The 12,254-nt window shown below is 57.5% G+C and carries 12 protein-coding genes and 1 pseudogene; 5 read left to right on the top strand and 8 right to left on the bottom strand.

Translation table 11 applies throughout. The annotated features are described in order from the left end of the window. The 6 genes and pseudogenes from VGK48_15005 to VGK48_15030 all read right to left on the bottom strand — a co-directional run. Window positions 1–393: DUF6152 family protein (locus VGK48_15005; protein ID HEY2382483.1), on the bottom strand; the 393-nt coding region annotated here is incomplete at its 3' end. 4 nt (window positions 394–397) lie between these two features. Then, window positions 398–1,915 (bottom strand): hypothetical protein, encoded by a 1,518-nt coding sequence (locus tag VGK48_15010; GenBank protein ID HEY2382484.1) that lies wholly within the window; start codon window positions 1,913–1,915, stop codon window positions 398–400. A 133-nt stretch (window positions 1,916–2,048) separates the two neighbouring features. Beyond that, window positions 2,049–2,192: pseudogene (locus VGK48_15015) on the bottom strand (RidA family protein). An 18-nt stretch (window positions 2,193–2,210) separates the two neighbouring features. Continuing rightward, a complete protein-coding gene (locus tag VGK48_15020) occupies window positions 2,211–3,278 on the bottom strand; it encodes a hypothetical protein (protein HEY2382485.1) in 1,068 nt (355 codons plus the stop codon). Window positions 3,279–3,467: 189 nt separating this feature from the next. Then, a complete protein-coding gene (locus VGK48_15025) occupies window positions 3,468–4,571 on the bottom strand; it encodes an SDR family oxidoreductase (GenBank protein HEY2382486.1) in 1,104 nt (367 codons plus the stop codon). Between the two features lie 47 nt (window positions 4,572–4,618). After that, entirely contained in the window at window positions 4,619–4,798 is a 180-nt protein-coding gene (locus tag VGK48_15030) for a hypothetical protein (GenBank protein HEY2382487.1), read from the bottom strand. A gap of 30 nt (window positions 4,799–4,828) precedes the next feature. Here VGK48_15030 and VGK48_15035 point away from each other — a divergent pair, with 30 nt between their 5' ends. The 5 genes from VGK48_15035 (at window position 4,829) to VGK48_15055 (ending at window position 10,014) form a co-directional block, all read left to right on the top strand. After that, window positions 4,829–5,020 carry a rhodanese-like domain-containing protein gene (locus tag VGK48_15035; GenBank protein HEY2382488.1) on the top strand — a complete coding sequence of 64 codons (192 nt, stop codon included), beginning with the start codon at window positions 4,829–4,831 and terminating at the stop codon, window positions 5,018–5,020. Window positions 5,021–5,284: 264 nt separating this feature from the next. Beyond that, window positions 5,285–6,895 carry an OmpA family protein gene (locus tag VGK48_15040; GenBank protein HEY2382489.1) on the top strand — a complete coding sequence of 537 codons (1,611 nt, stop codon included), beginning with the start codon at window positions 5,285–5,287 and terminating at the stop codon, window positions 6,893–6,895. Window positions 6,896–6,984: 89 nt separating this feature from the next. After that, window positions 6,985–7,542 (top strand): nicotinamidase, encoded by a 558-nt coding sequence (locus tag VGK48_15045; GenBank protein ID HEY2382490.1) that lies wholly within the window; start codon window positions 6,985–6,987, stop codon window positions 7,540–7,542. Then, entirely contained in the window at window positions 7,539–8,882 is a 1,344-nt protein-coding gene (locus VGK48_15050; GenBank protein ID HEY2382491.1) for a nicotinate phosphoribosyltransferase, read from the top strand. Before VGK48_15045 ends, VGK48_15050 begins: the two co-directional genes overlap by 4 nt. Window positions 8,883–8,973: 91 nt before the next feature. Then, on the top strand, window positions 8,974–10,014 hold the full coding sequence (locus VGK48_15055; protein ID HEY2382492.1) for a TIGR03435 family protein: 1,041 nt from the start codon (window positions 8,974–8,976) through the stop codon (window positions 10,012–10,014). A 249-nt stretch (window positions 10,015–10,263) separates the two neighbouring features. Here VGK48_15055 and VGK48_15060 read toward each other — a convergent pair whose 3' ends face one another. After that, the gene (locus VGK48_15060; protein HEY2382493.1) at window positions 10,264–11,640 is read right to left on the bottom strand and encodes an acetylxylan esterase; all 1,377 of its coding nucleotides are present in this window, start codon (window positions 11,638–11,640) and stop codon (window positions 10,264–10,266) included. A gap of 113 nt (window positions 11,641–11,753) precedes the next feature. Next, window positions 11,754–12,179: a hypothetical protein gene (locus tag VGK48_15065; GenBank protein ID HEY2382494.1), complete on the bottom strand. Its 426-nt coding sequence runs from the start codon at window positions 12,177–12,179 to the stop codon at window positions 11,754–11,756. Window positions 12,180–12,254: the final 75 nt, after the last annotated feature.

A 12,254-nucleotide genomic window follows, 5' to 3' on the forward strand; every position in this document is an offset into this window, starting at 1 on the left:
GTCCCCGCTGGAGGAACCGGCAAACAGTTTCTTTCCGTCTTCGAATGTGACGCTGGTCACGTTGGCGGTGGGACTGCCGTTACGCGCCTGGTATGCGTCCACGTGCAGTACCGTGCCGAACTTAAGATCTTCTTTTCTCCATCCGCGACGGATCAGGGCATTGCCCGGGCCGGTTTCGAGCGCCCAGTTTACAATTTTCCCGTTGGTCTCCACATCGAGGTAGAGCCAGGCATGAGGGTTGGCAAATTTCATCATCGTGACCTTGCCCACAAGCTTGACAGGCTTATTCCGATCGTATTCTGCCGTGAACGAGTGATGTGCGAAAGCCGTGCTTGCCAGCAAGATGATGACGATGACAACGGTGGAGATTGCGCTTACGGTTTTGATCTTCATGAATCTATTTCTCCTTTTTCTGTTGAGCGCGGAATGCATCTTTGACCGCCTTGAGGTGCTCCAGGTCTCCATTGTCTTCATGGCAGGCAACTTCGAGAAGTTCGTCCGGCTGCCGATTCAGCGGAATCTGGATCGTCCACGGCTGAGTATACGCTATCGGGTCGTACACGGTCGCCCTGTACATGATTTTATCCGCGCTGACGGGAACGAACTGCTCGACGACGTGTTCCGCATAGCTGACGACGTCACCGGCTTCGTTCAACCAGGTTTTTCCGTTGAAGTTGGTGGAATCCACCACCAATACGTCGCCTTCCCAGTGGCCCACCGAGTCGCCCTGCCACAGGCGAACGTTATCGGGAAGGTGAGCACGGCCATCCAAAAAGATCTGCCGCCAGGACATGCGTTCGGATAGCACAACCACATAGCCGGGCGGTTGAATGATCTGGATCGGGGAGGGCACATAGTGCGATCGCGGGACTCCGGCAACGATGCAGTGCGCTGTCGGATCGTCGTATCCACGCTGGGGAAGGTTCCGGTCATCGTGTTCCGCCCTGGCCCAGTCCTGGTAGGGGAGCTTTCCTCCCGGAGGATCAATAATGACGCCTCGGGCCCGTTCCAGACCATAGTTGGCGCCGTTTCCGGGCTGGTTGTAAAAACCTGTCAGATCCGGTTTCCCGTCTGCCGTCCGGCGAATGTCGGTGCCGACCGGTGGAAGAGGGGGTGCCGTAGACACGGCGGTGAATGGAGGAGGCATCGGCTTATCCGGCGAATACCAGGTCCGCGGTCCGGGTTCAAAGTCTCCGTTGGCTTCCTCAACTTCCGCCTGACACTGATATTCGAGAAGGCGGGGAATTTCCTTTTGACGAATGAGCGGCATGCTGATCTTCCACGGTCTGGTGAAGGTCTTCGGGTCCGTGAGAGTGGCCTCATAGTCAATGGTGTCGGGGTCACGCAGGGTATAGCGTTCGACGACGAGCATATCCTCGCTGTGAAAATCACCGGCCATGTCCAGCCAGGTCTGGTCGTTCTGCTCCTTGACTTCGACCACCCGCGTATTGCCTTCCCAGTGCCCGCGCGAGTCCCCCATCCAGGAATCCACTCCGCCGTGAGCAGGCTTCTTTGTGTTCAAGTAGATCAAACGATGAACCTGTTGCCACTCGAAGGTAAGCGCAACGTGCTCGGGGGTTTGAAAAATCTGGAAGGGGAATTCCATATACATGATGCGCGGCACGCCGGGCATGAAGCATTTGTTGAGCGGATCGGCAGTTTTCCGGTTGTTGAAGTTCTCCAGTTTCTTTGCCGCAGCCTGCGATTGATATGGAATCGCTCCACCTTCGACGATTCCTTTTCCGGCGGGCATCCCCATCTTTGCAACATGATCCTGCAGGTCGTAGGATGCGCGATTGCGAACCTGCCAGATTCCCTGTAAGTTCGGTTTGCCATCGGCAGTGCGAGGCAGGGTTTGTGCCGAAAGCGGCAATATTGCGAACAACAGCATAACGATCGTGGATCTGAAGAACATGGGCCTCTCCTCGAATGCGTGATCGGGAGATTCTAAAGCGTCCTTCCCGAAAATGCCATCGGCAGTACTTGTTTGTGAAAACAAGCCAGTATTTCGGTAGTCATGCGCAACACCAGGCGGCTGCTGCCGGACTCTATTCTGGCACGACGGCGATCGCTTCGATTTCGATCAGCAGATCGCCGTTCGCAAGGTTCGCGATCTGGACAAGTGTGCTCGCAGGGGCATTCTTCCCATAGTATTTCGCCCGAATGGAGCGCAGCGTCTGCATTTGCGATTTTTCTTGTTTATAGCTATCTCAAGGTGCCGTCAATATGTAACTCAAACTGGAGCTGTCGGTTCCGGTGAATGTCCCGGCGCCATTTGCGTTCGAAACAAACAAACCCAGATAGCGCGTGACGTCGGTGTCGGTTTTTGCGTTGGCGGAGATCGATATTGCGGTGGTCGTAATTTGAGTGTAAGGCCCGCCGGCGGCCGCGGCATCCTCCAGGTAAATCATCGTCGGCGCAATAAAAGCAGTCATCAGTTGGACCTGTATTGCGGCCTTGTTCTGACTGAAACCTGCAAAGACGGGCGTGATCGTGTACGGCGTGACGTAGACGTATCCGCCGGATACGCTGGCCGCCGTCAGGCCTGTGGCGGGATTGATGCCCAGTCCATTTACGTTCTGGAAATCCATGGCGAAGTCGGAGCCCAATGAAACGGACAGGCCACCGGCTGCCGGGGAAAGGGTCATCTCGAGTGCATCCTGCATGTTGACGTTCAATGTGAGAGTCACCGTGTTCGTACTGCCGCCCGAACTATCCTTCGCTGTAAACTTGATTTGTATCGAGTCCGTGCCGGTGAAAGCGTTCGCTCCATTTTTATTGGAAACCGTCGCTCCTACCCAGACTTCGACCGTGCTGTTGTTGGCTATCCCGGTGCCAAGAGTCGTGCCGGCGGCGCTTGTTGGCAGTTTGGTGAAGTTAGCGAATGAAGTGCAGCTTGAGACGCAGCTGTAACCGGCCAGGATCGCGGTGTTCGAAAAATTGTTGCTGTCATCTACCGTGAGTTTTCCAGTGCCTGTTAAGCCGGAGATCCTGACGTTGACGGGAGTGTAATAGAAGACTGCATTGGTCGGACCCGATGCGTCCAGCGAGACTCCCGCGCTCACCGTTCCCACCCCGAGCCCATTGACGTTTCCGAGCGAGCCGGCATTTCCGCCGACTACTATCCCGCCGGCTGCTGACGACAGGGTCAGCGTCGGAGCCGCAAAAGAAGAGATGCTAAACGCAAGAATGAAGAGGCCGGGCGCTAACCGGTGCAGGACCGGTAAAACCCTCTTTTTTGAGGTTTTGCGTAAACGTGTTGGGAAACTCGCCCTCATGACCTTCTACTGAAAATCTCCGGCGCCTTTGTAGCAGTTGGAGTTCCTTTGTACAAACTATTATCTCTAAAGAACTTCCTATCAATAGAGCCCTCGCTGGCCGTCAATCGGCAGTCCTTAACGGACGGCTTCTTGACACTATCAAAAACACCAAAAGCAGAATCTTGGATTCTGGAACACGCGCGCCGCCTATGGTGTCCCGCGCTTCGAGGACGCAAACGGAATGACCTGCGCGGGCAACCGCGATCGCCGCCGCAAGACCGTCCGGCCCAGATCCAACGACCACTGCTTCAAATTCCACCGCTTCATGGCGTATGCGAGGGCCGTAACGCCCGCTGCGATCGCAGCGCCTGAGCCGAGCCATGCTCGGTGCGTCGTGATCCAGGACTGCAGACTTCGTGGATGAGCGCGGCTGTCGAAACGGCCGTGAGCTCCGAAATCGGTTGGCAGCGGTTGCCACAGGTTGTCCCGGCTGGCCGGGTCGGCCGGCTCCGCCGTCTGCTGAGCTTCGAATCCATGGCGGGCGAGGTAACGATCGAGGTAACCGGGAAAAAGCTTGTTCGCAAGGATCGCTTGCACCGTCGGGAACCCGATGTTCACTTCGCGGCGCCGATGATGGGCTGCCCAATAGACTCCCCTGGCCGCAACTTCCGGCTGAAAAATCGGCGGCACCGGCTGCGGTTTCCCCGGCAGCCGGCTCTTCACCCAGTCGAACTGCGGTGTATTCATTGCCGGTAATTGAACCATCGTGAGATGGATTCCGATGCGATCGTGCAGTAATTCGGAGCGGATGGAATCCGTAAATCCGCGAATCGCATGTTTTGCGCCGCAATATGCGGACTGCAAAGGAATGCTGCGATAGGCGAGTGCCGAGCCTACCTGAACGATGGTTCCACGATTTCGCGGGATCATTCGTTTCAGCGCTGTCTGGGTTCCGTATACAACGCCGAGATACGTCACTTCGGTTACCCGCTTGAATTCCGCAGCATCCATTTCGTCGAATCGCGAGAAAACAGAAACCATTGCGTTATTGATCCAGATGTCGATAGGTCCCAGCTCCGATTCCACCGCAAGGGCTGCCGCCTCGACTTGCGCGGGATCGGCAACATCGGCCGGGAAAATCAGGGCGCGCCCTCCCAGCGATTCGATTTCGGCCCGCGCGGCTTCGAGCCCCGCCAGACCGCGGGCGACCAGGCCGATCGAGCACCCGTATTTCGCGAATTCCCGCGCCGTTGCCCGCCCCACGCCGGCCGAGGCGCCTGTAATGACGACAACTTCCGGATTTTCTTCCATGGAGATTCAGGCTGCAATCGGGGAGCCATGAGCCCTGATCCCGGCAGTTATTTCATCTTTCTCAACAAGAGGTAGATGCTGGTGCAGAGCCCGAAATCGAGTACCAGGCCGGCGTCGAACTGATAAAGATTGTGCCGGACCGGCTCCGGCAGCCAGGGCTGAGTTGCGAAGTAGATGAGATTTCCCAGCAGAATCGCCAGGAGCATCCGCATCCAGTTGTAAATCATGAGGGTGACGCTAATGTATCATGCAGGAATATGGCAGAACGCATTCCGATTCCCGACCTGCAGAAGAAGCTCAATAGCGGCAAATTGGTTCTGGTCGATGTCCGCGACGCCTCCGAAATCAAAGAAAGCGGCGCGATCCCGGGCGCCATCCATATCCCGATGGCGCAGATCGAGAAGCGCATGACAGAGCTTCCGAAGGACGCCGAAATCGTCTTCTATTGAGGCGGAGGCGGGCGCGCGTCGCGCGCTGCTGACGCTCTGATTCAGGCGGGTTACAAGACGGTGCAGTTTTGTGGAATCCGCGACTGGAAGAAGGAAGGCCTTTCGACGGTACCTTTTTCGAATTTCCAGTAGTCTGCCGGTGTTTTTTCCCCGACTTTTCATCCCGTCAACTTGCGAAAGCTCCATCCCTCCAGCGCCTTAGACGAGTGGTGCACATTGTGCACTGTGTAAGGCAATCACTTACAAAAGTGTGTGAGGTGCAAGATGAGAGGTTCAAGGGTGACTTTGCCGGTCGTGATCGCCCTGCTCCTGGGACCCGCGGCATGGGCGCAGTCGCCCGTGCAGGTCCAGCGTAGCGGAGACAATCCGATCTACAAAATCTCAATCAATGTCGTCGAGCGGTCGACGACAGCGGTCAACTATCGTCATCGTGGCGGTTCCACGCTGCTTGATTTCCGCGGCACGCCGCTTATGCCTGCAGCGCATGGTGAGATTGAGGTCGAAGGACGAAAAGGCTATATGGAAATCAAAGCCGAGATGAAGGATATGGAGCCGGCGTCGCGTTTCGGGCCGGAATTCCTGACCTACGTGATGTGGGCGATTACGCCTGAAGGGCGGCCCATCAACCTCGGCGAAGTCATTCTGGATGGTGGCCACGGCAAGCTCGATGTCACAACCGACCTGCAAGCTTTCGGCCTGATCGTCACGGCCGAGCCCTATTTTGCCGTCACACAGCCGAGCGATGCCGTTGTCATGGAAAATCTGGTGAGGCCCGATACACAGGGCATCATCGAGCAGGTCAATGCGAAATATGAGCTGCTTCATCGCGGCCAGTACACCGTTAATGTGGCTCCGGCGGACTTGAGGCCGATTCCGATGGAAAAGCACAAACCGCTGGATCTGTATGAAGCGCAGAATGCGATTCGCATCGCGCACTGGGCAGGCGCAGACAAGGACGCCGCCGACTCCATGGCGAAAGCCGAGAGTCTTCTTCAGCAGGCGGAAAGCTATCAGGTCCGGGATCCGGGCAGTAAACCGGTTTCGACAACCGCGCGCGGCGCCGTGCAGGCTGCCGAGGATGCCCGCCTGATTGCGCTCAAGCGGCAGGACGATGCGCGTCTGCAACAGGAGCGCGATGCCGCTGCCGCTCGTGAAGCCCAGGCGAAAGCCGATGCGAACGAGGCAGCGCAGCAGCGCGTGGCAGCCGAACAACAGCGCGCGGCAGCCGAGCAACAGCAACAACTGGAAGCTGAACGCCGGGCCACGGCTGAAGCCCAGGCCGACCGCGCCCGGGCTGAAGCGGATGCGGCGGCCGCCAGAGCGGACGCCGAAGCCGCCAAAGCGGCCCAGCAACAACAGGCGGCTCAGGCTCAAATCGATCAGGCCCGGCAGGATGCGGATCAGGCCAGGCTCGAACAGCAGCGCCTGCGGCAACAACTGGTCGAGCAGTTCAACCGGATTCTCGAGACCCGCGAGTCGCCGCGCGGCCTCGTCGTCAATATGTCGGACGTTCTTTTCGACGTCGGCAGATGGACGCTCAAACCCGGTGCCCGCGAAAAACTGGCGAAGATATCGGCCATTATTGGTCAGCATCCGGGCCTGAAGATTCAGGTCGAAGGCCATACGGACAGCACCGGCTCCGACGAGACCAATCAGATTCTCTCGGAACGCCGTGCAAATGCGGTCCGCGATTTCCTGGTTCAGCAGGGACTCGACAGTTCGATGATCACCGCGATGGGCATGGGACCCGCTGCACCCGTCGCCTCCAACGACGACGCAGTCGGCCGCCAGCTTAATCGCAGAGTCGAGATGATCGTCTCGGGCGACATCATCGGCCAACCCAACGGCGCGACCGGGCCTATATCGAGAAGATAGGCAAGTTGTTTAGCCGCAGATTTCGCAGATGACGCGGATGGGGCGCATTATCTGCGTCATTCGCGTCATCTGCGGCTAAACTGGGGTGCATGAAGAGCGGTGATGCTCTGCTCGTGGTGGATGTCCAGAACGACTTCTGCCCCGGCGGAGCTCTGGCGGTCAAGCGGGGTGATGAGGTCGTTCCTGTCCTTAATCAATGGATTCAGGAAGCTCAACGCCTTGGCGTCGCCATCTATGCCTCGCGCGACTGGCATCCCCCGGACCACATCTCGTTCAAAGCCCGGGGCGGTCCCTGGCCTCCGCACTGCGTTCAAGGCACGGCAGGAGCGGCTTTTCACCCCGATCTGAAATTACCGGCAAATGCCCAGATCATCAGCAAGGCCGAAAAAGCGGATGAAGACAGCTACTCGGCGTTCGGTGGAACGAACCTCGGCGAACGACTGCACCGCTCCGGAACCAAAAGGGTCTGGATCGGCGGTTTGACCCAGGATTACTGCGTTCGCGAAACTTCCCTCGACGCGCTTCGAGAAGGGTTCGAAGTACATGTGATCGTCGACGCGACGCTCGCCGTCGATCTCCATCCGGACGACGGCCGGCACGCCCTGGAGGATATCCAGCGCGCCGGCGCGATTCTCGAGCAATCATGACGGGCTGGGTTGACGACTCCAACGCGGCGCTGCTCACGGATCTCTACGAGTTGACGATGCTGCAGTCGTATTTCGATGAAGGCATGAACGGCCCCGCCGTATTCGACCTCTTCATGCGGAGGCTGCCCCCAAGCCGGAACTACCTTGTCGCCTGCGGCCTCGAACATGTTCTGCACTACCTCGAGAAACTCTCATTCAGCGACGAAGCGATCGCTTTTCTGCGATCGCTGAAACGCTTTTCGGAGCCGTTCCTGGAGAGCCTGAAGAGTTTCCGGTTCACCGGCGACGTTTACGCGATGGCCGAAGGCTCGGTCCTGTTCGCCAACGAGCCGTTTATCGAAATTGTCGCGCCTCTTCGTGAAGCGCAGTTTGTCGAAACCTTTCTGATGAACCAGACACAGATGTCGACGCTTGCCGCATCGAAATCGGCCCGCGTGGTGCGTGCAGCACAAGGCCGTTCCGTGGTCGATTTCGGGGCCCGCCGGATGCAGGGCGCCGACGCGGCGATCAAGCAGCCGAGGGCGTACTACATCGCCGGCGTCGATTCGACGTCGAGCGTTCTGGCCGGCCAGATGTGGGATATTCCCGTCGCCGGAACGATGGCGCACAGCTACATTCTGGCTTTTCAGGATGAGACCGTCGCATTCCGCCGTTTCCTTCGCGCATATCCGAATGCCATTCTTCTGATCGATACATTCGATGTCGACAAAGCCGTCGAGCACCTCATCGGCCTGGCCCGCGAAATGGGCCCGGAGTTTCGTGTCTCCGGTGTCCGCCTGGATTCCGGCGATCTCGAGAAACATGCCAGAAATGTGCGGCGCCAACTCGATGCCGCCGGCTTGACGCAGGTGAAGATTTACGCCAGCAGCAGCCTGGATGAGTACATGATCAGGAAGATCGTAACCGGCAACATTCCGATCGATGGATTCGGCGTCGGCCGGAATCTGGCCACGTCGGCTGATGTGCCCGTCCTCGATACCGCTTATAAACTTGTCGAGTACGCCGGCCAGGCCAAGATGAAGCTATCGGAATCCAAGGCGACGCTTCCCGGCCGCAAGCAGGTGTATCGCGAACGATCCGGCCGGGAGATGACTCGCGACATCATCGGCCTGGCCGATGAGCGGAATGTTCCCGGAGAACCCCTGCTGCACAAAGTGATGGAGAACGGCCGGAGAACCGCACCTCCCGAACCCCTCAGCCAATGCCGCGCCCGCTGCAAAGCCGACCTCGACGCGATTCCCGCGCGCCTGCATAACCTGTCAAAGGCCGACCCGGATTATCCAGTCGATCTCAGCCCGCAATTGTCGCAGCTGGTTTCCTCCATACTGTCCCCCTTATAAAGGGAGGTGCAGACCAACATCAGATGACGTCGTGCGAACCGCGAATCTATTTTCTTTGTTAATTATGCAGTGTGAAGTCACACTACAACCGATGCGACGCATTCTTATTGCGCTGATTTTTGAAATAACTATCATCCCAGTGTTTGTTACTCCAGGTCTCTCGCAGGAACCGAAGACGCGGAGGCCGTCATTTGAAGTGGTGTCGATTCGCGGAAATACCTCCAGCAACGGAGGCATACCCTACACCATGGATGGCGGAAGGTTTGTCGCGACAGGCACCACATTGCGATCTCTGATAATGACGGCTTACAGGCTTCCAAACGGGGAGCCCTTTCTTTCCAGCCAACTTGTTGGCTTGCCGCCGTGGGCGGATGATTCGCATTTTGACATCCAGGCGAAGGTCGAAGATCAGGAAGGAGCGATCTCACCTGCGGAAATGCGGTTGAGGCTTCAATCGATGCTGGAAGATCGGTTCAAGTTGAATATTCGACGAGAGATGCGAGAGCAATTGGTATACGACCTGACAGTCACAAAAAACGGCAGGATGAAGTTATCCGAGGACCAGACTCCACTGCCTCCTCCGCCGAATGGTGTCGCGGGCCTCGTACCTCCCAATTTATCGTCGCTCGCTCGAGGCCAGCTTGTAGGCCGAATGAGTGCTTCAGGAATCGCGTGGAGGGGCCAGGCAGTACCGTTGGAACGGTTGGTTCCGATGTTGCGGCTTCAGGTGAACCGTCCTGTCTTCGATAAGGCGAACCTCACGGGACTATTCGACATCGATCTTACCTTCGTTCCGGACTCTCTAACGAATGGTCCGCTATCCACAGGTCCCGCGGCCCTGGCTCCTCCGATAGCGTTGAATTCCGGACCTTCTCTCTTTGTCGCGCTCGAGGAGCAGCTAGGGTTAAAGCTTCAGCCGGCGAAGGCTCCCGTCGAGCTGTTTGAGATCGACAGTGTACAGCGTCCGTCCGAGAACTGGGCAACCCGTCTTCAGCGATGTGCGGAAGGATCCCTTGCAGTGGGCTTTGCACAAAAAATCGATGAGATGGACATTCCCCTCCTTTTCAAGGAGGGGTGGCTGCGCCACCAAAAAGAAGGTCCCGTTCCTTTGCGGCGCAGACGGGGTGGTTAGTAACTTCAACAAATAAGGTGCGCTTCGCGGTTCGTTGATAACCGCCCCGCCCGAGCGTTCTAACGTTTGATCGCTCGGGCACCCCGCCTTGCAAAGCGCGGAATGTCCATCTCACCGAATTTTGTCCAAAGCCCTTGCAGTGCAGTTCGGCACGAAGACCACAATTTTAAATTGCATCATTTCAAAGTTGTTTCATTTCCTCGGTTGAAGCAATGAAGAAATCTGCAATGATGCAATGATCCAATGGTCTTATTTACGTCCCAAGAGTTTGTCGGCCCACGGAATAAAGTACTTCCAATTCGGCCCGTCGGTGTGTCCACCGTCGTGTTGCCGCCAGGCGAGCTGGCCGTCCAGCAGGCTGGTGTTCACGGGCGGCATCTTTTCCTTGTGGTAATCGTCGGATCTTCCGAGATCCTTTGCTCCGAGCAAACGGAACACCGGCTGAGCGGCAATCGCCGCCATGAAGCTGCCCTGATGATCGAGCCATTTGGCGTCGCCTTTTTCCGGAACACCATAGCTGACGAAAGTCGGACGTGGCGCGCACAAAGCGATCAGCTCGTGGGCATCGACCGGGATATCGCCGGCGTTTTTGCTGCCGAAGGCGGCTTCCTCGGTGCCGTACTTCAGAAAATTTCCGGCCATCCAATGATATTCGCCGGAGCCCGTCAGGTTTTCCACCGCTTCGCCCCAGTTGCGGCGATGGAGTTTTGCTCCGCCTTCGCCTGAAGAACCGATCAAAACCACTGCGAACCGCGTGTCGTAGGCCATAGTCACCAGCGCGGCCTTGCCGTAGCGCGAGACGCCTTCGATGCCGACTTTCTTTGCATTGACTGTCTTGTCGGTCTCGAGATAATCGAACCCGCGCGCCGCGCCCCAGGCCCATGCGCGCAAAGAGCCCCAGTCGTCCGGATGTCTCGGCTGGCCTTTATTAACCAGGCCGATAATGCCTCGGGTCAAGCCTGCGCCATTGTCGGCCTGGACACTTCCCGGATTGATCGATGCATAGCCCCAGCCATCGGCAATCAGTTGCTGTGTCGCCGGCGGATCCGAACCGGCAGGTGGAGCGCCCCGTCCGCCGCTTGAAGCAGCGCCGGTAAGTTGAGCGAGGTTGCCGCCACCGCCGAACATCATCATCACCGGAACAGGAGCCTTGGACCCGGCGGGAGTGACCAGCGTCATTTGAATGTCGACGCTGATCGCCGGAAACGAAGAATTGTCGACGTGCCCCACAAGCTGCTTGCCGATGACAGGGTATGTGCCGACCATTCCTTCAACGGTGTTCGTCACGGTCCATGTGACACGCGGCACGTTTTTGGGAACCCGTCCTAAAACCTCGCGATCGAAGTCTTCCACGATTTCCGGACGCCGTTGCTTCCACCACATGTCGGCCGAGGTCACTTTCTTCCCGTTCTTCAGAGTCAACACCTCGGGGAGGTTCGGGTACGGGTTCGCGGTGGCTTCGTCGTAGTTCGCGTGATTCGGCGCCGATTCATTGCCGCTCGGGCCCGGCCGCAGTTTGTGAATCCCGAGCTGATCCATCATGTTCTGGTGGTCTTCCGCAGCGGTCCAGCTTTTGAGTTCAGCGGTCGCACCGGACTGCGCAACGATCGTGATTGCCGCCGCCATCAAGAGAGTCGCAGCAATCGCGATCAGATATCTGAGATGTCTCATGGGGGCCTCCGTCCCCGAATTCTATAGAATTCGGGCGGCTTCGGGCAGGAATGATTTGCCCCCCGGAACTATTTACTGCAGGCGGTTGTGATCCGCCCGAAAAAGGCAGCCGCGGCGCAGGCAAAGTCTTTATCGGACTGAGGGCCGGTGAGCATGCGCCGCTTTTTGCCTTGCTGGAAGAATACATAACCAAGAGAGGGTTGAAGGTTCTGGACGTTCAAGCCGGTGCCGTCGGGAAGGCGGAGCAATTCACCGCCTTTCAGTATTTTGAACTCGATATCCGGAAACTCCCGTTTGGCGATGGTCTGAATCGCATTGAGGAAAAAATTGAAGTTGTCCAGCGCCGTTCTGCCCTCGGCGCTGGCCTTCAGACGGTCCTCGTCCACAAACGCCACGATGATGGCTTTTTTATGCAGGGGGGTAACCCGCTGCCGGGCGAAACCTGTTCCAAGATTGACGACTATCATCAGGATCACGGGTAACAGTGTTTTCATGGGCGGAAGTCTATCCTGAGGTCATAAAAAAGCAGGAAAAGCAGGGTCGCACACCGGAATTCCCGAATTCATTCG

The organism is Terriglobia bacterium, assembly GCA_036496425.1.
Lineage (GTDB): Bacteria > Acidobacteriota > Terriglobia > 20CM-2-55-15 > 20CM-2-55-15 > 20CM-2-55-15.

What these genes read in the sequence shown, in the direction of transcription:
- VGK48_15010 (HEY2382484.1), bottom strand. Translation starts at nt 1,915, where the DNA reads ATGTTCTTCAGATCCACGATCGTTATGCTGTTGTTCGCAATATTGCCG.
- VGK48_15020 (HEY2382485.1), bottom strand. Translation starts at nt 3,278, where the DNA reads ATGAGGGCGAGTTTCCCAACACGTTTACGCAAAACCTCAAAAAAGAGG.
- VGK48_15025 (HEY2382486.1), bottom strand. Translation starts at nt 4,571, where the DNA reads ATGGAAGAAAATCCGGAAGTTGTCGTCATTACAGGCGCCTCGGCCGGC.
- VGK48_15030 (HEY2382487.1), bottom strand. Translation starts at nt 4,798, where the DNA reads ATGATTTACAACTGGATGCGGATGCTCCTGGCGATTCTGCTGGGAAAT.
- VGK48_15035 (HEY2382488.1), top strand. Translation starts at nt 4,829, where the DNA reads ATGGCAGAACGCATTCCGATTCCCGACCTGCAGAAGAAGCTCAATAGC.
- VGK48_15040 (HEY2382489.1), top strand. Translation starts at nt 5,285, where the DNA reads ATGAGAGGTTCAAGGGTGACTTTGCCGGTCGTGATCGCCCTGCTCCTG.
- VGK48_15045 (HEY2382490.1), top strand. Translation starts at nt 6,985, where the DNA reads ATGAAGAGCGGTGATGCTCTGCTCGTGGTGGATGTCCAGAACGACTTC.
- VGK48_15050 (HEY2382491.1), top strand. Translation starts at nt 7,539, where the DNA reads ATGACGGGCTGGGTTGACGACTCCAACGCGGCGCTGCTCACGGATCTC.
- VGK48_15055 (HEY2382492.1), top strand. Translation starts at nt 8,974, where the DNA reads ATGCGACGCATTCTTATTGCGCTGATTTTTGAAATAACTATCATCCCA.
- VGK48_15060 (HEY2382493.1), bottom strand. Translation starts at nt 11,640, where the DNA reads ATGGCGGCGGCAATCACGATCGTTGCGCAGTCCGGTGCGACCGCTGAA.
- VGK48_15065 (HEY2382494.1), bottom strand. Translation starts at nt 12,179, where the DNA reads ATGAAAACACTGTTACCCGTGATCCTGATGATAGTCGTCAATCTTGGA.